The sequence below is a fragment of the Methanoplanus endosymbiosus genome (assembly GCF_024662215.1).
Taxonomy (GTDB): Archaea; Halobacteriota; Methanomicrobia; order Methanomicrobiales; family Methanomicrobiaceae; genus Methanoplanus; species Methanoplanus endosymbiosus.
Window position 1 is genome coordinate 2,347,976 of sequence record NZ_CP096115.1, and the last position, 18,055, is coordinate 2,366,030.

The window sequence follows — 18,055 nt, forward strand, 5'->3', positions numbered from 1 at the left end:
TTAAATTCCATATTCTGCCAGATATTTGCCTATTTTCTCAATGTCGCTGCCGGCCCTTATTACATTGCCTGATTTTAGATCTACAACCGTGCTTGGAGTGCCGGGAAGTGTACCGCCGTCAATAAATATATCGTGAACTACATTCACCTGTGAGAACTCAACCGGAGATACCTTTCCTGAAATATTGGCGCTCGTTGATGTTATCGGACAGTCAAATCCGCTGATCAGCTCAAGGGCAGTCTCATGCGCCGGCATTCTTATGCCTATAAGACCTGTTCCTCCGGTCAGAATATCCGGCACGCATTTTGATGCCCGTACAACAACAGTTACAGGTCCTGGCATGAACTCCCTGATGAAATTCTCTTCCTTCTCCTCAAGAATTGTAACTGCATGGAGCATCTCCATATCACATACAGCAATTGATATCGGCTTTGATATTGACCTGTGCTTTGCATGGTACACCTTCTCAACCGCATGATCGGAGAATGCATCTCCGCCAAGACCATAGACGGTCTCAGTCGGATATACAACCAGACCGTCTTTTTTTAAAATCTCTATTGCTTCTTCTGTTTTAATACTCAAAAATGCCGCCCCCTTACTCTGTATATATCAAATACTGCCAGCTCACTTGCATGCATAACCGCAAAAACTCCTGCCTGTATAGGATCTGTCACAACAAGGTCTGCGTGATCGGGCAGGCTTCCTGCCATTGAGAGGGAGATAACCGGAATTCCGTATTGCTTGACCCTCTCAACAACAGATACGATTGTGCCGCCCATCAGTGACCCTGCAAGGACCAGTACTGCAACTCTTGGGAGGCGCGAGATTGCATCAATGGCAGCAGTCAGGTTCTTCTCCCCGACAACCGGAAATGTATCCACTGATATTCTTTCCCCGCGGATATTGTGCCTGTCTGCTTCATTGACCGCACCAAGGGCAACCTGTGCAACCTGTGCGCCTCCCCCGAATATTATAATCCTCTTACCAAAGATCTGTGACAGCGGCCTGTAGGTTTTAATATCATAAACCGGATCCAGCCTGATCAGGCTTTCTTTAAGGTGTTCATACTCTTCAATCTCCCCAAATTCAAAATATAGGAGTGATTTGCCCTTGTCTGGCCCGAATGGAAGTACTGATGACTGCACCATCTCAATATTTGCACCATTCTCTGCCATAACTTCAGAGATGTCACGCAGAACACCCTGCCGGTGCTCACAGATTATGCTTACAGCCCGGACCGAAATATCGCCTGATTCTGTCATTTTTTTAAAATTTCCGGAAATTATGGATTATATTATCTTCAATAACCTTCTGATCAATTGACTCATAACGGATATAGGTTTTATTGTATTGACTCACCCTTTTCTCCTCCTCTCAGATCCTGACACAGCCGGGAGACAGTACACAGATGTTACCTCCGGTTGTCATGGTGCAATTAATTCCTGCGATATTATTAATATCTCATCCATCCTAGTTTTATGAAGCACTTATCTTTGATAGTGCTGGCTTTTGTAAGTCCGACGTGTTCTGTAATAACAGGCACTGCCGTAAGGCTAGGGATTACAAAAAGGTCAGTATATGGCTCTTTTTGTGGACTTACAGTTGTATCCGGATAATATTTGATACTTCAAAACCGGAAAAGCGGGATATTAGTCAATAATATTCCCTGAGTAACTCTGTTAAATGCGTAATTAATCATGCGTAACAGATGCAGATGCTCGTTAAAGTATCTTTTAAAATAAAGGTGGTGAAAAATGGCACGAATGCACGCCCGCAGGCGCGGTAAATCCGGCTCAGTCCGTCCACTCCGCACAGAAGCACCGGAATGGTCCAACAAGGACGCAGCAGAGATCATAAAGACAGTAGTAGAACTAAGAAAGGATGGACTTTCAAGTGCCGCAATCGGACTTGTCCTGAGAGACAAGCACGGTGTTCCGAGTGTTAAGCTCGCAACCGGCAGGAGAGTTGACCAGATTCTCGCAGACAACGGTCTTGAATCTGATATCCCTGAAGATCTCAGAAACCTCATTGTAAAGGCACTTGGTATGAGAAAACACCTTTCTGAGAATAAGAAGGATGTACACAACAAGCGCCAGCTCCAGCTCACCGAAGCAAAGGTGCGCAGGCTTGGGAAGTACTACGTAAGAACAGGCAAAATGCCAAAGGGATGGGCATACAAACCTGATACTGCGGAATTCCTGCTATCAAGATAATCTGATAATGTCCATCGAAGCCGCTGCAGAAGTTCTGGCTGATAATTTATCCAAAGCGGATTTTGTCAGGGTATATGGTCATCATGACGCGGACGGGATAGCCTCCGCTTCAATCATATGCCATGCCCTCTCACGCCTTGGGAAAAAATATCACCTGACAATCAAATCCGGCATCAATGCCGGAGATGTCAGTGATGAAGTCCCCACAATATTGTGTGATTTCGGTTCATCATCAGAAGATCTTGCAGAGGACGTAATGGTTGTTGATCACCATCTTCCACATTTCTCCGGAGAATACCACGTAAATCCGAGACTGCATGGAATAGACGGAGATAACGAACTCTCATCGTCAGGTGCGGCATTTATTGTTGCAAACCGGATGGGTGACAACCGGGATCTCTGCGGACTTGCCCTGCTCGGCATAATCGGCGACAGTCAGACTGTCACCGGAAAGAATGAAGAGATCATAAACGAAGGGATTGCAAACCAGTTTATCACTCCAAAAAGGGGCATTGCACTTCCCGGAAAAGATCCGGCTGAGAAGCTCTATACAGCAATCGATCCTTATCTCTCCGGAATCAGCGGTGATAAGGCTAAGGCACTTGAGATCTCAAAGCCCGGATCTGATGCGGGGGACAGCCCTGACAGTATGCTCTCTTCGGTCATACTTGAGATTGCCGGCACGTCAAGTCTGCATGCAATGCAGTCAGTCTGGGGAGATATATATGAGATTGAACGTGGCGTTATTCACGATGCACACACCCTTGCCGCAACTGTGGAAGGGTGCGGGCTTTCTGGAAGGGGCGGTCTTGGTGCCGCTTTATGTCTGCGTTCAGTCAGCTGCACAGAGATGGCAGAGGAGACTGCCGTCTCATTCAGGCTTAATGTAATCTCTTCCCTTAAAAGCGCGAAGAAACCGGATGAAAATCTTGCGCTCTTTGAGATTGACAGCCCAAAGGTCTCAGGCAGTGTGGCAGATATTCTCTCAAAAGATCTCATAGCAGATTCACCTGTATTTACGGTTGCAAAGAAGGATGATGGCGGATATTCTGTTTCTGCCAGATCTCCTCCCTGTTATGGGCTGAATATAGGTGAGTTTCTTGAAAAACTTGCATCTGAATGCGGAGGTACTGGCGGCGGCCATGTGTCAAGAGGCGGTGCAGCATTCCCGGAGTCCGGTTATCCGGCATTCAGGAAAGGAATAGAGGGGATGTCTGCATGAGCCTTTTGATCTCCGGAGAGATAAGAACCCGTCATAAATCGCCGGAATCTGTTGCAGAAGCACTGTCAGCAGACAATCTGCTTTCAATGAGAACAGTTCCCGACGGAGTTTATGTTAAGAGTACGATAGAGGGAAATAAGCTCAGATCTGTGGTAGCATCGGTGGATGATTATCTGATGAATCTCTCTGTTGCAGAGGATATATGCAGATGTATCTTTTCTGTGCAGGAGAGCAGCAGAAAATAATTAAAAAGGTGAATAAATGGCAGCAAGAAGAAAGTCAGTTGGAAGAAGAGTAGAGGGATGGAAGACGAAAAGCTGGTACAAGGTATATGCACCTGAAAATTTCAATAAAGCATACCTTGGCGAGACCATCTCCAATGAACCTGAAAAGGTTTACGGAAGAGTAATGCAGACAACACTTGGTGAGATAACCCAGGATTATTCCAAGCAGAACATCAAGATGAGATTTAAGGTCAACAATGTAGCAGGCGATTCTGCATACACTGACTTTGTCGGTCATGAGGTTACAAAGGACTATCTCCGTGCAATGGTGAAGCGCAGAACATCAAGGATAGACTCGATTGTTCTTCTCACAACAAAGGATGGCAGAAAGATCAGGGTTACAACCACCTGCTTTACAATTAACAGGGCAGATTCAAGCCAGGCACATGCAATCAGGCAGACAATAACGGATTCTGTAAAGGCAAGAGCAGCAGAACTTTCATATGAGCAGTTTGTCAGGGAAATGGTTCTTGGAGAACTCTCCCGTGAGGTATTCAAGCTTGTAAAGAAGATCCATCCTGTCCGCCGTGTTGAGGTCATTAAATCCAAGGGCATTGAAGCGTCCTCGGTTTATGCACAGTAATTTAATCAACAAATTTTAGATATATTGAAAGGAGCTGAAAAAGATGGGAAAAACAGGAACCACAACCTGGACTCAGATTAAAAGTGTTTCCGGACAGCTTAGGCTTGTCCCGCAGAAAGAAGCAGGCTATAAAAAACCAGGCCCAAACCAGCGTTTTAAGTCCGGTGCAAAACTGAAGAAAGCTATCAGCAAGAGTCAGGATGCAGGACGCGGAAGAAGAGGAGGAAGACCTGCAAGAGGCCGTGGCAAACAGATTGATCCAAGATTCAGAAGGCGTATCAAGCGCTCTCCGGCATCAGTCAAAGGCACAAAGGGTTCAAAATAATACTCCCAAATATTATTTTGAAATTTTTTCTTAAACCTGTATTTCAGGGGAGGTTATTATAATGAATTCAAATGAAGCAGTTCAGGCTTATCTTTTTGGTGAAAACAGCAAAGTTAATCTGATAACTGCATCACAGACTGTACCTGTTATATCCGGACTTAAGGGTGCGGAGAAGAGCGGTGCAAAGAAAGTTCTGTTTATTCTGCTTGATTCATACTGGACCCAGCTTAATCTTGCCGGGCAGAAGACCGGATTTAAAGAATTCGGTGAAGCAGCAGACCTTATTGATAAGGCAAAGAAGCAGATTGAGATTGAAGATTTTGATGATGCAGTAATAACCATCTCAATGGCTATTACAAAATGCACCACGCCTGCACAGTCGGCATGGGCTGTACTGAGTGAAAATGAGCTCATTTGATTTTCTGAATTTTGTCTCCACAAGATCTTCTGTGAGGGATTATTCAGATAAAGAGGTCTCAGATGATGAGATCTCAGGTATAATCAGGTGTGCTTCTGAAGCACCAAGTGCGGGCAACCGTGAGTCCTGGGACGTAATAATCATCACTGACCCAGGGATAAAAGAGGATCTTTCGGATGCGTCTTTCCAGCAGCAGCACCTCATCTCAGCGCCTGTACTGCTTGTGGTCTGTGCAAATTATGTGCGTTCCATGTCACAGTACGGTGAGAGGGGAATTCTTTATGCAATTGAGGATGCCTCTATTGCATGTACATATATGATGCTTGCCGCACATTCAATGGGTCTTCAGACCTGCTGGACAGGTGCGTTTGACGATGAGGCTGTGCCGGAGATTTTGGCTCTGCCACAGCATGCACGCCCGGTTGCCATACTGGCACTCGGAAGAGGTGTTATAACCGGTGAAAGACCGGGAAGAATGCCTTTAAATGAACATATTCATGAAGATGTCTGGTAGATATTATGGCTGATTATCTTGTAACTGTTGAATCCGGATGGGTTATCAAGGATGTCGGGTCACTCGACGATGCAATTGGTATTGCAATAAGTGAGGCAGGAAAACGCCTCAATCCTTCGGCAAAGTTTGTTGAAATTGAGATTGGACAGCTGACATGTCCTTTCTGTGAGCAGGAGCTTAATAACGCTCTTATTGTTGGAAATATTGCTCTTGTCGGCCTTATACTTGAGATGAAGGTATTTAAGGCTGAGAGTGAGGAGCATGCCGGAAGAATTGCAAAATCTGTAATCGGACGGGCACTCCGTGATATTCCGCTAAAGATTGCAGAAGTAGAGGAAATCAAGGCATGATTTCGGTCGTGGGCCACACTGCAACAGATCATATCTTTAAGGTGCCGGAATTTCCAGACAGGCACAGTTCAGTGCCTATACTGGATCATAAAATATATTATGGCGGCGGCGCTGCAAATATCGCAGCAGGAATTGCAAAACTTGGGGGAGAGTGTGAACTCTTCTCTGCCGTTGGTTTTGATTTTTCCGGCAGTGAATATGACCAGTGGATGGATGGGCTTGGCATCCGGAAAAATTTACTATGTTCGGATGACAAGCGGACTGCATCGTGCTATCTGTATAATGATGAGGGCGGCGATCAGATCACATTCTTTGAGTGGGGTGCTTCTGAGCTGTTCACAACTGCAGATTCGCCAAAGTTTGATTTTGTCCATATGGCAACCGCAGATCCGTCGTTCAATGTGAAAGTATCTGAAAATTCTGAGTTTGCATCTTTCGATCCCGGACAGGATTTAATCAATTATTCCGGTGAGCAGCTCTCCGTCATTCTTGACAATATTGATATTCTCTTTGCCAATCAGCATGAGATGAAGGGAATGGCTGAGAAGATCGGGATCTCAGAGGCTGATATTATAAAATCTGTTCCTGTTTCGGTTGTCACCATGTCTGGTGATGGCAGTGTTATTCACATGAAGGGCAGTAAGACGAGGATTCCATCCGTTCCTGTGACTCTTGCCGATCCTACCGGTGCCGGTGATGCCTACAGGGCAGGTTTTCTGACAGCACATCAGATTGGTTATGATCCTGTAACCTGCTGTAAGATTGGTACTGTTGCCGCTTCATTTAATGTGGAGTCGGTTGGCCCGCAGACAAATCTCCCTGACTGGGAGAGAATGAAACTGCGCTTTGAGAAGCATTTTGGAAAACTTGAGGCTGTTATATAATTCCGGAGCATTTATCCGGAATTATGGCCTTTATTAATCAGAATTTAATACTATATTATATAATCAGGGAGAGTGATTTGATCTGTCTGCTTCAGGTGATACAAAAATAGAGGGTCTGAGCAGATATCTGTTTATTGCGCCGTCATGGCCGCGTTCTCTTACAATTATTATAATCCTCGGAATTCTGACAGATGTTGCCAGTCTTTTTGGGAACAGTGAATTCAGGTTTTTTGGGACATTTGGTTTTACCCTGCCTGCAATAATGTCTTTTGTCTTTACAAAGCCGCTTGTTGAATATTTCGGGAAGAAGATTACCTGGAACAGGTCTGCACTGCTGGTTCTTGCCTGTTTTATATTCTCAATTATTATCAGTTTCTTTCCGGTTCTGCTGATATTTGAGGGGATAGTTCCGCTTTTATTTGCGGTCTCGCTTGGGTTTATATTCGGCATCAGGCTGATTGTTCTTGTAGCAATAGCAGATTTCCGGCTCAAGAAGATGTTTCCGGCAGCGGTAACCCAGAGTTTTTTCGGGACTTTTGTGGGTTATTTTTATTTCGGGCCTGATTTTTTACTGCTTTCTGTAACGACTCATATTCTCTTCGGGATATGTGTATTCCTCTTTCTGTGGCTCATTGAGCGGCCGCTTAAGAAAAATTTCAATATAAGTGCCCTGAATTTCATCAATGCGTTTATTGCGCACAATACGGACGGTTCAAAGGCTCTTGAGACATTTTTCCGGGAAATTGGCGAGGAGGTATATGTCCCTCAGGTCTCGCTCTTCTTTAAGCGGGAAGACAAGGAGGATGTAATCTTTACTGTGCCTAATCTGCATCCCGGACCTATGGGTGAGATTGGCGGTGGCAATCTTCCGCGTATTCTGCATGATTCTCTTCCCGGAGAGGCGTTTGTTGCCCACGGGTGTGCAACGCATGATTTCAATCTTGTCTCTGAGGATGAGGTTTCAAAGATTGCCGATGCCGTGAAGAAGTCTGCGCTTGATGTTGAATATTCTGAATATGCCGGAAAGTCGATGCGCTTTGAGTGCGGTACGGTTAAGACTCTTGTTCAGACCTTTGGTGACAGTGTTCTGGCTATCAGTACAAGGTCGCCGGGGATGACTGAGGATCTCGACTATCCTATTGGCCTTGCCATTATGGCTGAGGGCCATAAGAGGTTTAAGAATGTCGCCTTTGTTGATGCCCACAACTGTATGGTTGATGTTGTTACGTCAGTGCTGCCTGCTTCCTTTACTGCATATGAATATATCCGGGGTGCACTCTCCGCATTTGAGGGTTGTTATGACTGCGGGCAGGATGAATTTTCAATAGGTGTCTGCCGGATGGAGCTGCCCTTTACACGTGCGGACGGTTTTGGTGATCTTGGTATTCAGACTCTTGTTGTTGAGACTGCCGGTCAGAGGACTGCATATGTGCTGTTTGACGGTAATAATATTCATCAGGGTGTCAGGGAGAAGATCAGGGCTGAGGTTTTAAGATATGTTGATGAGTGTGAGTTAATGACGAGTGATTCACATGTGGTCAATACAATGAGCGGAAAGAATCCTGTCGGGCTTAGAGTTCCTCCTGAGGATATTATTCCGTATGTTATTGATTCGGTTAAGACTGCGGTTAAGGATCTCTCGCCTGCGACTGCCGCGGCCTCTACCGGGTGGTGTGAGGGTGTTGTGGTATTTGGCTCACAGAGGATTTCACAGCTTGCAAGTACTGTCAATGCAATGCTCACCTATGTCGCGCCCCTCGGTGTTGCAATACTTGGTGTTGCGCTTGTTTTTTCGGTGATTGCGTATCTGATTCTGCTGTGAGAATTATTATCATCTAATATTTTTTTGAAGAACTGGCCTTTTTTCCGGATTATTTTGGTATTTGTCAGTATATGTTTGTGTTTTGTGTGTTTTTTGCCGGAATTTTATACTGGCTTTTCTCTATGCGTGAGTCCTGGGAATTTTTGTTATGTTGTGGGTTTTATCCGGATTTTCGGGTACAATTGCATAAATGTTAATTTGATGGAGTTTCATTTTATATGGGCGAGGGTAGGTAAGCTTGGCCAAAACCGACGGACTTAAGATCCGTTCTCTCAGGAGTCCATGGGTTCGAATCCCATCCCTCGCATTTTTGTAGTCGGGTCTGAATCCGGCTGTTCTTTTTGTAATATTTAATCAATTTCTCTTTTTGGATAATGTTAATGCCATCTTTATTTTCCTTAGGTCCGGTATAAGGAATCATTTTGTTTATTTGTAAATGGTTCTGATGTAGTTTTAAAAATTATTTCCCCATAAATAATTATATGTCATATTAATCAAAACATAAGGTAGATATGAAATTTAATATAATTATTGAAATAGATGAAGAAGGAGGGTATATTGCAGAATGCCCTGATTTACCGGGTTGTATTACTGAAGGTGATACTCAGGATGAAGCTATCAGGAACTTGAATGAGGCTATCATTGGCTGCCTGAAATCAAGGCTGAAAAGTGCAATAAATAATATTAAATTTATCGAATCTGATGAAAAATTAAATATCTCGCTTGACATATCTGAAAATACAGGTAGCAGTTATGCCTAAACTGCCACGCGCATCCGGTGAAAAACATATACATGCACTGAAAAAAGATGGCTGGAAGATAAATCATATTGAGGGCAGTCGTTACATCCTCATAAAAGATGGCCTTAATGTTCATCTTTCAATACCTGTTCATTCCGGAAAAACAATGGGTCCGGGACTTCTTAAAAGGATAATTAATAAAGCAGGACTGACAACTGAAGAATACTGTAAGCTTTTCAATAATAAATAACAGGATTTCAGAATCTATTTTAAAATCCAGCCGGATGTACCAATTAAATTTATGTTTCATTTGTGTTTGCTTTCGTTTTTTTCCAGACATTGTTGGATGCTTTGAGGAAAGTCTCCTGTGCATGTCTTTAGAGGTTACTTTTTACCGAATTCGGAAGTTCTGTTATGAATTTGTATGGTCTGGTTTTGATTTTTGTATGTGGGTTTGCCGGTGGTATGCTGAATTGGTAATTGTGGATTAATATTCTGATCGTTTTGTGAAGTCTGAGAATGTGTCGTGTATCATTTAGTGCTGTAAAAATGAGTATTTTAAATTAATATGCGGGCTATACCAATTAATTAGTAATATTTTCAGGAGTTATTGTCAGAATATTTTGGACATTGATTGCTAAATATATGAGTTATTTCAAAGATAATTGCTGAAATCAGAAATAGCCTCATAAATGAGGGATGTTATATATTAATCAGGAAGAGTTTGATATAATTTGGTAGATTTGCCAAATTTAATTTAAATATATTGTGGTTTATTGGTGGAGTAATAATATGGATGTCGGAGTAATTGGTGCGGGGGCGATGGGCAGGAATCATGCCCGTGTGTATTCTGAACTTAAAAAGGTTGACAGCCTTTATATTTATGATACGGATGAGAAGGCTGCCGGAGAGGTTGCTTCTAAGAATGAGGGTATTGCCACATCATCGCTGGATGAACTCCTGGGAAAGGTTGATGCCGTAAGTCTCTGTGTTCCCACACCCTACCATTTTGACGTTGCAAAGGAGATATTCAGTGCTGACGTGGGCACTGATGTCTTAATCGAAAAACCGATATGCCATAACTCTGAGGCTGCAAGGGAGCTTATCAGTCTTATTCCGGGTCATGGTAATAGTGACGGTGATGATAGCATTTGTGGCAATTATTATCGCAACAGTGATAATGATGATTGCAGCATTAACGATACTGGTAATCTTAGAGGTCCGGTAGTCGGCGTGGGTCATATCGAGAGGTTTAACCCAATCATAAAAGAGATCAAAGAGATAATCAGGGACCCTCTTTATGTTGAAATCAAGAGGCATAATCCGGCTTCAGCAAGGGTTACGGGAAGTTCTGTGGTAGAGGACCTGATGATCCATGATATTGACATAGTCCTGCACTCACTCTTTGGCCAGCCTGACAGAATTGAGGCCTTCGGGACTTTTGATGTCTGTTCTCTGATGATGCAGTATGACAGTGGTCATAATCTGCAGAGTGCACAGGTTGGTGGTATGCAGAGTATGCAAGGTATCCGGGGAGGTATGCAAGGGGTGCATGAGCAGGATGATGCCTATACCTATCCTCTGCATAATACTCCGGTTTATCTTTCTGCAAGCCGGAAGTCTTCAAGGAAAATAAGGACAATCCACATTGAAGAAGAGGAATTCACGTTACAGGGTGATTTCATGACGCAGGAGCTGTACATCTACTGGAAGCCTGAGAATTACCAGATTGAGGCTGAGAGGTATTATCAGGAGAACATCATTGAGAAAGTTATGGTAGGAAAGATTGAGCCTTTAAAGACGGAGCTGAGTCTTTTCCTTGAGTGCTCAGAGAAGAGGAAGCCTTTCCCGGTAACGCCTGAGGAGGGCCTTGGTAATCTCTTGTTTGCCGAGAAGGTTAATCGTGTAATATCCTGAGTTCCGGAAAATAGAGTGTGTTTGTTTCATAAATTTAAAGGGAAAATATAATACTAATTTACTGGTGGATGATTGTCTGCTTAAATGCAATACTTTGATGAATGGATGGTTATTATCCTAAGTTTGACACTTGAGGCAAATAAATTTGACTTTTCTCCAATTTTCTGAAATTCCATGACGCACACATTTTGTAATTTCCATAACAACAAAAGAACCAGTCCGGGCACAGAAGGGATGCCAGCCCATCCTGTCACTGCCGGAGCAGTTGTTACGAAGGATGTACCTCCTTATGCAATTGTGGGGGGAGTCCCTGCTAAAATAATTGGGGAAAGAAACAGGGATTTAAAATACGAATTGAGCGAATATGTACCATTTGTATAGTCTAGATCTAATTTATTGTAATGGTATAAATTTGAAAATGTCCGAATGTGGGATATATTTGTGGAGGAAAAATGCCATTTTATTGCAGTAATCCAAAAATAACCATTATTACACCAAGTTTTAACCAGGGAGAATTTATTGAAGAGACAATATTATCAGTCTTAAATCAGAATTATCCAAATTTGGAGTATATTATCATTGATGGTGGCTCAACCGATTCAAGTGTGGATATTATAAAGAAATATGGAAAAAAACTTGAATACTGGGTTAGTGAACCGGATGGTGGTCAGACTGATGCAATAAAAAAAGGATGTAATATGGCAACAGGAGACATCATTGGTTATCTGAATTCAGATGATCTTTACTACCCAAACTCTTTAATGGAGGTAGCTGATTATTTCAGAAAGAATCCAGACATTGTCATGGTATATGGCGATGCTCTCCACATAAATCGTGAAGGATCTTTGATGTCAGTAATTCATACTGGTCAGATAGATCTTCAAAATTATTTGTCTAATCTGTTTTATATCCCCCAGCCTGCGGTTTTTTTCCGGACTTGTGTCTTTGATGAAATTGGCTATTTTGACATTTCATATCATCTTGCAATGGATAAGGAGTATTGGACACGAATAATGGTTAATTACAAAATTGGTTATCTTCCTAAAATTCTTGCAAAATTGCGTATATATGATGAGGCAAAAAGCAGTTCTGAGAAATATAAGTATCTTGCTGAACACCTTAGAATTCTGGACTGGTTTTTTACTAATATTGGAAATTTTATCCATCAAAAAGATAATCTAAAGCAGATTGAAATAAATAAAGAGGTAATTTATGGTTCAATCTATTTTTCAGGTGGAATGGAGTATTTAAAAATTCGAAATTTTAAACTTGCATTTGGAAATATAGTAAAAGGTCTCTCTTTAAACCCAAGACAGATATTTCTGCTTTCATTATACTGGTCGATTTTTGTCGCAATATTTGGGCAAAATATTTCATCAAAAGTTCAGAAAATCTCTAGATCCTATCGCAATTCTAAAGATCCTTTATTTAATATTGTTGGAGATAAGTGAATGTTATTTTAAGTTGTGGGAAGTAATATTTTTCATTTAATCATTAAGTGTTTCGAGATATGCATTCATGGTTTCTTTTGCACATTTTTCCCAGCTGAATTGTTTTGCTCTCTCAAGACCCTTTAGGGCATAATCATTTCTGTAATTATCATCATTAAGTATCTCAGACATAGCTTCTGCTAATAATGCAGGATTGTTGGGATTGATTTGTAATCCAGCATTTCCTACTACTTCTGGCAGAGAAGATATATTGGATGTAATTACCGGACAGCCGCATGCCATAGCTTCCAATGGGGGCAGACCAAATCCCTCGTATTTAGAAGGATAAACAAAAAGATCTGCACAGTTATAACCTGGATTCCCGCCCACTCATAACGATGTGGGTGGTGTCACCCCCAGGTCCCGGTACAGCTGCTCCTGTTTATCGAGTATCTCACCCACTCTGAGAGATTTTCCTGGTTGTTCAAAACACTCGATGACATCCAGTTTGTCCAACATACCAGGCAATGTGTAATTCCTGAAAAGGTTATGATCCTGCATCTGCTTTTTGAGATAAGATAAGTAGATCAGTGCCACAAACTGCACAAACAGTTTCCCATCAAGGCTCTGTTCTGAAGAAACGAGTGTACGGCGCATATTCAGGCGTTCTTTGAGATTTCCAAAGGCCTTTTCAACCACATCTTTGTTGCGGTAGAGTTCAAGAGCAGTTACTGCATCCATCTTTTCATTAGTAATCAGAGCAAAAAACCCAAAATATCGCTTGGCTTTGATGACATTTTCATCAATAATCTGTGCCTTTGTTCCTCTCTTGGGTGTTGTTTTGGTAATGAAGTACTGCTTGTAAAGTTTAGCGTGTCCTGGAACACGCTCTCCTGACTCCAGTTCCTTTTTTAGTGCGATTAGCTTTCGGTCGAAGTTTTTCTCATCTTCGGCTGCCTGGTCAATATTGTAGAAATAGTGGATGTAAAGACGGCGTGATTCCTGAAGAGTATCTCCTTTGTAAGGACGCTCTTTTGTATAATTCCAGGTGGTCCGGACAGTCTGGTAATACAGTTCGTAATTCTCACTGTAACGTTCAAAGCTCCTAAAAGTGTCATAGACTGCATCAAGTTCTCCATAGACAAATTTCAGAGACATTCTGACACCTGCAAGGAACTTCACGTGATTCTTAAACAGGTTGTTGATATTGACCTCACTGTAAAAGCCCCGGTCAAGAACCAGTTTAACTCTTGAGTGATCAAGAATATCCAGCTCTTCAAGCAGGCGTGTAATGGTCTTTGAATCCGGGATATTACCTGCGAGTTTTCTGTAATAGAAAGGGAGATTGGACTCCTGTCCAAAGACCAGAGCAAGATTCAGCTGTGCCAGTTTGTCGTGCTCCTTGTTGCGACCATACTGTACCTGCCTGAGGGTTTCTGAATAGCTGGACAGAGATGTTGTATCATAAGCCCAGAATTCATTATCCATCCTTCTCTTTCCCTGAAGTCTGAAGAACTGTAGTTTATTTGCCTCGGTAATGCTGGAAAACAGTTCACTACTGCGTTGTGAGGTGATGTCTTTGCCATAAGGATGCTTATGCAGGAGTCCCCACTTCTCAAAACGGTATAGCGGAGTGCTGTCTTCAAGGATTAAATAGTACACAACGGATAAGATTTGCTCATATGTGTCGGGGAAACACTGTTTCAGATCCTGAATGAGACCTAATTTCTCACCAATAGCATCCAGTAGATATGTGGCTCCGTAGAATGAACGATGTGCTTCCTCAACCCTCTTTGTATTACGTTTCACAGGCGGATTACCTTCTTTTTTCTTCCTGTTGCGTCCATCGGTGGGGACTATTTTACCTGTCTCTTTGTCTACACGCCCAATAAGGGTACGTTTGGCACGTGACTGTTTCTTTTCCTTGTCCCAGTATGATACAGAGCGGTAAGCATAGGTTATCCCGGATCTTTTGTCTGTTTGGTGAACTATTGCGACCATGTAAACACCTAATCGTTATGTGTGTTATTTAACACATAACGATTATAAAACTATCGGTTTGATCTTGGGGAGTATTTTGGAATATTAAGAAAAATGTGGAGTTAGATTTCAGAGTGGGTTATGTGTTTCCGGGAATGCAGGTTATAAAGGCCTGGAAGATCTGCATATGGAATATAGTCGGTAAAGATAATAGATTTATGCAGATTTTTCTTTTGAATATATTCAAATATTTCCTTATATTTCCAACCTTTCTTACCGACTATAACCAACTTGTAATTAATATTCTTATTAATTATAATTTCGAATGCTTTTATGAGAGCAAATATATTTTTTCTTGGTTCAAGAGTGCCCACGTAAAGAATAAATGGATAATTTAGGTTATATTTATCTGCAATTGTCTGTTTATCCTCTTTATTTAATGGTTTAAAAATGCTATCAGCAGCTTCATAAATGACTGTGATTTTATCTTCTGGTAGATTAAAATATTTGATAAGTTCATATTTTGTATGTTTTGAAACTGCAATTATCTTATCTGCTGTCTTTAGTGTTTTAGGGAATAAGACCTTATGAAGGAGAACACGACTCATAGTATGGGTTTCCGGGTTAGTAAATACAGAGATGTCATGAACCGTGAGAATATACTTTTGTTTAAATTTGAAAAATGTGGGGGTCTGTGTAGGATTATGTACAATATCAATGTCAGATTTTCTGATTTTTCTTGTAACATAGGGGTACCAGGAATAAGTTTTTACTATGGGAAAGTAATTTGGAATAATTAAATCCTGAAATGGAGGAAAGGCAGTTTTATTGTGGTTTATAAGGTATATGCTGTCTTTTTTTGGTACAACATTCTTCAGGTCATTAATCAGATTTTTTGTGTAATTACCTATTCCGGTTGATGGTGTATTTAAAGTCTCTGCAATGATGCCTATTTTCATATTAATATCCTGGTATGTTTACTGTCTAAAAGTATTGTGATTGAAAGCTACAATAATTTCTGATAAATTAATTTGTACTCCATTGCCATTTTATCCAGAGTAAACTTTTTAGTAATACAATTTTGGTTGTATTCAGACATATCTTCCATAAGTTTCTCATCGTCAAAAATTGTTTTGATTTTTGATACAAAATCATCAATATTGTCCATTTCGCAAAGAAAACCCCCTTTTCCATCGACAATCAGCTCAGGCAAAGCTGAACCATTGGTAGTAATCACTGGTTTACCACAGGCCATTGCTTCAGCTACAGTAAGTCCAAATCCCTCGAGACGTGAAGGGAAAATAAGAGCGTCACAAAAATTGTATAAGATAACAAGTTTCTCCAAGCTGACTTTTCCAACGCAGATTATTTTTTTATTTCCGGAAAATAATCCTTCACGCAGTCCGGCGGTCATTAAAAGAACATAAGAGTCATCAAGACGATCCATTATCTTAGGCAACAGGTCTGCACCTTTCCTGTTACTTGGATTTCCGGCAAACAACAACACTTTCTCATTTCCTCTAAGTCCCAGCTGTTTATAGAAGGCTTCACGATTAATTTCAATCGGTCTGAAAATATTTTGATCTACACCATTATAGATGACCTGTGCATCAGAATACCCAAAAGTCTTCTCAAGCATTTTTTTTGTATATTCGCTGACACATGTTACTTTGTCCGCTGCATTGAGGCTTATTTTTTCATATTTATAAATTAATTTGTGAAATCTCTTTTGTCTTGCCGTCTTCATTGGTTCAAATGATGGATCATGAACAACATGGTGCTCTGTTAAAACAAGAGGATTCTCTCCCTTAAAAGCAAAGCCGTTCCATGTATTGCCATGAATAATTGTTCCGTAATCCTCTTTTTTATTTGTAAACCTAGCAAGATATGGCAGGTATCCAACATAATCAGGAAAGTATGAGAGATTTGTTTCTATGCCTTGTCTTTTTAATTCAGATGCAAGTGATTCTGTCCATACATCAACTCCGGAATAACCCCTGACCTGCTTAAAGACAACTTTCATGATTCAACCAGTTTTCTGTATATTTCTTCATTCTTTTTTAGGATGATATCCCAGGAAAAGTTTTCCTTAACGGTAGTATATCCATTTGTAATAAACTTCTCTCTAAGTTCATTATTATCAAGGATAATTTTTATCTTCCCTGCAATAGCTTCCGGATCTTTTTCCGGAACTAAAAAACCATTCCGGCCGTCTTTGATAATATCCGGAATTCCTCCGACATTGCTCCCAATAACAGGAGTTTTACAGGCCATGGCCTCCAGGAGAACAACTCCAAGACCTTCGGTCTGCCCATTCAGGTTAACTGAAGGAAGCACAAAAACATCTGAGAATTTATAATATTCAATTGCTAATTCATGAGATATGAAGCCTTTAAATACAACTTTTTCTGATAATTTAAGTTTCTGCACTAATTGTTCAAGTCTTTCTTTTTCAGGCCCTATTCCTGCAATAATTATAATTATTTCTGGGAAGGCTTTGGTTAAATATATTATAGACTGGATTAAATATTCGGTACCTTTTAAGCCAATCAGCCGACCAATACTTAGTATAACTGGTTTAGAACCCTTTGGCAAATAACTTAAATCATTATACTCTGAATATTGTTGAATATTTTCCCTGTGAATCAGAATATTTTTTTTGTCATTCTGGATATTTTCTATATTGGGATCAAATTTTGTCAAATCAACGCCCATCGGAATGATTTTGCATTTGCTCTCTGCTTGGGGGCATATTGACAATAATTTTTCTTTAGTATAACTGCTGTTTGCAATTACTATATCTGAATATTTTACAATAAATCCGGCAACCTTAATCAGGAATTTTGATTTTGATATTGTATTTATATCACTTCCATGAATATTTGCAACATGCTTAACTCCAATTAATTTTTTGCATATAGCACCTGCAAGACCCTGGGGGAGAAGCCAATGGGTGTGGATAATCTGTATTTTTTTATCCTTGCATAATTTCAGGGCAGATAATACTTCAGATATTAAAAATAAAGGAACCTGTATCTTTGCGAGATGATCTGTATGAAAATTCCCTGCAATTCCGGAGCCATATGCAAGTCTCTGCAATGATGGAATGAAATATCTGAACCTGTGAATTTCAACCCCGTCAAAAAAATCAATTCTTCTGCATTTATGGCAATGGGGTGTAAGTGAATATATAGTATATTGATCTTTATCAAGCCTTTTTGGAATTTCATGCAAAAACCAGCCCATGGTTTCATTATGAACTCTGGGATAATTGCTTGAAATAATCAATATTTTAATTGTCATGTTATCTTCATAAAATATAGAATTTCTTTCTTAAATCAAAAATATGTGGTGTTATTTATGGTCTCTTTCA

At 40.9% G+C, this 18,055-nt stretch carries 22 protein-coding genes and 1 tRNA gene; 16 read left to right on the top strand and 7 right to left on the bottom strand.

Annotated features, from left to right (window positions below; all coding sequences use genetic code 11):
- Nucleotides 1–582: an L-threonylcarbamoyladenylate synthase gene (locus L6E24_RS10555; protein ID WP_257741942.1), complete on the bottom strand. Its 582-nt coding sequence runs from the start codon at nucleotides 580–582 to the stop codon at nucleotides 1–3.
- Complete coding sequence (locus L6E24_RS10560; RefSeq protein ID WP_257741943.1) at nucleotides 579–1,262, bottom strand: DUF5612 domain-containing protein; 684 nt, start codon at nucleotides 1,260–1,262, stop codon at nucleotides 579–581. Before L6E24_RS10560 ends, L6E24_RS10555 begins: the two co-directional genes overlap by 4 nt.
- A 492-nt stretch (nucleotides 1,263–1,754) precedes the next feature.
- On the opposite strand from L6E24_RS10560, the gene L6E24_RS10565 reads away from it, so the two are divergent.
- From L6E24_RS10565 to L6E24_RS10640, 16 genes are all read left to right on the top strand, one after another.
- Entirely contained in the window at nucleotides 1,755–2,213 is a 459-nt protein-coding gene (locus L6E24_RS10565) for a 30S ribosomal protein S15 (protein WP_257741944.1), read from the top strand.
- A 7-nt stretch (nucleotides 2,214–2,220) separates the two neighbouring features.
- Entirely contained in the window at nucleotides 2,221–3,435 is a 1,215-nt protein-coding gene (locus L6E24_RS10570; RefSeq protein WP_257741945.1) for a single-stranded-DNA-specific exonuclease RecJ, read from the top strand.
- Nucleotides 3,432–3,680 (top strand): KEOPS complex subunit Pcc1, encoded by a 249-nt coding sequence (locus L6E24_RS10575; RefSeq protein ID WP_257741946.1) that lies wholly within the window; start codon nucleotides 3,432–3,434, stop codon nucleotides 3,678–3,680. The genes L6E24_RS10570 and L6E24_RS10575 overlap by 4 nt, the downstream gene beginning before the upstream one ends.
- 16 nt (nucleotides 3,681–3,696) lie before the next feature.
- The gene (locus tag L6E24_RS10580) at nucleotides 3,697–4,302 is read left to right on the top strand and encodes a 30S ribosomal protein S3ae (RefSeq protein WP_257741947.1); all 606 of its coding nucleotides are present in this window, start codon (nucleotides 3,697–3,699) and stop codon (nucleotides 4,300–4,302) included.
- Nucleotides 4,303–4,345: 43 nt separating this feature from the next.
- A complete protein-coding gene (locus tag L6E24_RS10585; protein ID WP_004079224.1) occupies nucleotides 4,346–4,627 on the top strand; it encodes a DUF5350 domain-containing protein in 282 nt (93 codons plus the stop codon).
- Nucleotides 4,628–4,688: 61 nt separating this feature from the next.
- The gene (locus L6E24_RS10590) at nucleotides 4,689–5,045 is read left to right on the top strand and encodes a hypothetical protein (protein ID WP_257741948.1); all 357 of its coding nucleotides are present in this window, start codon (nucleotides 4,689–4,691) and stop codon (nucleotides 5,043–5,045) included.
- Entirely contained in the window at nucleotides 5,032–5,559 is a 528-nt protein-coding gene (locus L6E24_RS10595) for a nitroreductase family protein (RefSeq protein ID WP_257741949.1), read from the top strand. Before L6E24_RS10590 ends, L6E24_RS10595 begins: the two co-directional genes overlap by 14 nt.
- Before the next feature lie 5 nt (nucleotides 5,560–5,564).
- Nucleotides 5,565–5,909: a DUF555 domain-containing protein gene (locus L6E24_RS10600; protein ID WP_257741950.1), complete on the top strand. Its 345-nt coding sequence runs from the start codon at nucleotides 5,565–5,567 to the stop codon at nucleotides 5,907–5,909.
- Nucleotides 5,906–6,793 (top strand): carbohydrate kinase family protein, encoded by an 888-nt coding sequence (locus tag L6E24_RS10605; RefSeq protein WP_257741951.1) that lies wholly within the window; start codon nucleotides 5,906–5,908, stop codon nucleotides 6,791–6,793. Before L6E24_RS10600 ends, L6E24_RS10605 begins: the two co-directional genes overlap by 4 nt.
- Nucleotides 6,794–6,959: 166 nt before the next feature.
- Complete coding sequence (locus L6E24_RS10610) at nucleotides 6,960–8,615, top strand: DUF2070 family protein (RefSeq protein WP_308219154.1); 1,656 nt, start codon at nucleotides 6,960–6,962, stop codon at nucleotides 8,613–8,615.
- Nucleotides 8,616–8,837: 222 nt separating this feature from the next.
- A tRNA-Leu gene (locus L6E24_RS10615) sits at nucleotides 8,838–8,922 on the top strand.
- Between the two features lie 205 nt (nucleotides 8,923–9,127).
- Complete coding sequence (locus L6E24_RS10620; protein ID WP_257741952.1) at nucleotides 9,128–9,376, top strand: type II toxin-antitoxin system HicB family antitoxin; 249 nt, start codon at nucleotides 9,128–9,130, stop codon at nucleotides 9,374–9,376.
- A complete protein-coding gene (locus tag L6E24_RS10625; protein ID WP_257741953.1) occupies nucleotides 9,369–9,605 on the top strand; it encodes a type II toxin-antitoxin system HicA family toxin in 237 nt (78 codons plus the stop codon). Before L6E24_RS10620 ends, L6E24_RS10625 begins: the two co-directional genes overlap by 8 nt.
- 542 nt (nucleotides 9,606–10,147) lie before the next feature.
- The gene (locus L6E24_RS10630) at nucleotides 10,148–11,272 is read left to right on the top strand and encodes a Gfo/Idh/MocA family protein (protein WP_257741954.1); all 1,125 of its coding nucleotides are present in this window, start codon (nucleotides 10,148–10,150) and stop codon (nucleotides 11,270–11,272) included.
- Nucleotides 11,273–11,506: 234 nt separating this feature from the next.
- Nucleotides 11,507–11,653, top strand: a complete 147-nt coding sequence (locus tag L6E24_RS10635; RefSeq protein WP_257741955.1) for a hypothetical protein — start codon at nucleotides 11,507–11,509, stop codon at nucleotides 11,651–11,653.
- 47 nt (nucleotides 11,654–11,700) lie between these two features.
- On the top strand, nucleotides 11,701–12,723 hold the full coding sequence (locus L6E24_RS10640) for a glycosyltransferase family 2 protein (RefSeq protein ID WP_257741956.1): 1,023 nt from the start codon (nucleotides 11,701–11,703) through the stop codon (nucleotides 12,721–12,723).
- A 36-nt stretch (nucleotides 12,724–12,759) separates the two neighbouring features.
- On the opposite strand, the gene L6E24_RS10645 is transcribed toward L6E24_RS10640, so the two are convergent.
- From L6E24_RS10645 to L6E24_RS10665, 5 genes are all read right to left on the bottom strand, one after another.
- Nucleotides 12,760–13,092, bottom strand: a complete 333-nt coding sequence (locus L6E24_RS10645; RefSeq protein ID WP_308219121.1) for a glycosyltransferase family 4 protein — start codon at nucleotides 13,090–13,092, stop codon at nucleotides 12,760–12,762.
- Nucleotides 13,093–14,703, bottom strand: a complete 1,611-nt coding sequence (locus L6E24_RS10650; RefSeq protein ID WP_257741957.1) for an IS1634 family transposase — start codon at nucleotides 14,701–14,703, stop codon at nucleotides 13,093–13,095.
- Nucleotides 14,704–14,804: 101 nt separating this feature from the next.
- Nucleotides 14,805–15,641, bottom strand: a complete 837-nt coding sequence (locus L6E24_RS10655; protein ID WP_257741958.1) for a glycosyltransferase family 4 protein — start codon at nucleotides 15,639–15,641, stop codon at nucleotides 14,805–14,807.
- 47 nt (nucleotides 15,642–15,688) lie between these two features.
- Complete coding sequence (locus L6E24_RS10660; RefSeq protein WP_257741959.1) at nucleotides 15,689–16,705, bottom strand: glycosyltransferase family 4 protein; 1,017 nt, start codon at nucleotides 16,703–16,705, stop codon at nucleotides 15,689–15,691.
- Nucleotides 16,702–17,985: a glycosyltransferase gene (locus tag L6E24_RS10665; RefSeq protein ID WP_257741960.1), complete on the bottom strand. Its 1,284-nt coding sequence runs from the start codon at nucleotides 17,983–17,985 to the stop codon at nucleotides 16,702–16,704. Before L6E24_RS10665 ends, L6E24_RS10660 begins: the two co-directional genes overlap by 4 nt.
- Nucleotides 17,986–18,055 lie beyond the last annotated feature (70 nt).

Excerpts from the sequence above, each read along its gene's own strand:
- L6E24_RS10560 (WP_257741943.1), bottom strand. The coding sequence starts at position 1,262 with ATGACAGAATCAGGCGATATTTCGGTCCGGGCTGTAAGCATAATCTGT.
- L6E24_RS10565 (WP_257741944.1), top strand. The coding sequence starts at position 1,755 with ATGGCACGAATGCACGCCCGCAGGCGCGGTAAATCCGGCTCAGTCCGT.
- L6E24_RS10570 (WP_257741945.1), top strand. The coding sequence starts at position 2,221 with ATGTCCATCGAAGCCGCTGCAGAAGTTCTGGCTGATAATTTATCCAAA.
- L6E24_RS10575 (WP_257741946.1), top strand. The coding sequence starts at position 3,432 with ATGAGCCTTTTGATCTCCGGAGAGATAAGAACCCGTCATAAATCGCCG.
- L6E24_RS10580 (WP_257741947.1), top strand. The coding sequence starts at position 3,697 with ATGGCAGCAAGAAGAAAGTCAGTTGGAAGAAGAGTAGAGGGATGGAAG.
- L6E24_RS10585 (WP_004079224.1), top strand. The coding sequence starts at position 4,346 with ATGGGAAAAACAGGAACCACAACCTGGACTCAGATTAAAAGTGTTTCC.
- L6E24_RS10590 (WP_257741948.1), top strand. The coding sequence starts at position 4,689 with ATGAATTCAAATGAAGCAGTTCAGGCTTATCTTTTTGGTGAAAACAGC.
- L6E24_RS10595 (WP_257741949.1), top strand. The coding sequence starts at position 5,032 with ATGAGCTCATTTGATTTTCTGAATTTTGTCTCCACAAGATCTTCTGTG.
- L6E24_RS10600 (WP_257741950.1), top strand. The coding sequence starts at position 5,565 with ATGGCTGATTATCTTGTAACTGTTGAATCCGGATGGGTTATCAAGGAT.
- L6E24_RS10605 (WP_257741951.1), top strand. The coding sequence starts at position 5,906 with ATGATTTCGGTCGTGGGCCACACTGCAACAGATCATATCTTTAAGGTG.
- L6E24_RS10620 (WP_257741952.1), top strand. The coding sequence starts at position 9,128 with ATGAAATTTAATATAATTATTGAAATAGATGAAGAAGGAGGGTATATT.
- L6E24_RS10625 (WP_257741953.1), top strand. The coding sequence starts at position 9,369 with ATGCCTAAACTGCCACGCGCATCCGGTGAAAAACATATACATGCACTG.
- L6E24_RS10630 (WP_257741954.1), top strand. The coding sequence starts at position 10,148 with ATGGATGTCGGAGTAATTGGTGCGGGGGCGATGGGCAGGAATCATGCC.
- L6E24_RS10635 (WP_257741955.1), top strand. The coding sequence starts at position 11,507 with ATGCCAGCCCATCCTGTCACTGCCGGAGCAGTTGTTACGAAGGATGTA.
- L6E24_RS10650 (WP_257741957.1), bottom strand. The coding sequence starts at position 14,703 with ATGGTCGCAATAGTTCACCAAACAGACAAAAGATCCGGGATAACCTAT.
- L6E24_RS10655 (WP_257741958.1), bottom strand. The coding sequence starts at position 15,641 with ATGAAAATAGGCATCATTGCAGAGACTTTAAATACACCATCAACCGGA.
- L6E24_RS10660 (WP_257741959.1), bottom strand. The coding sequence starts at position 16,705 with ATGAAAGTTGTCTTTAAGCAGGTCAGGGGTTATTCCGGAGTTGATGTA.
- L6E24_RS10665 (WP_257741960.1), bottom strand. The coding sequence starts at position 17,985 with ATGACAATTAAAATATTGATTATTTCAAGCAATTATCCCAGAGTTCAT.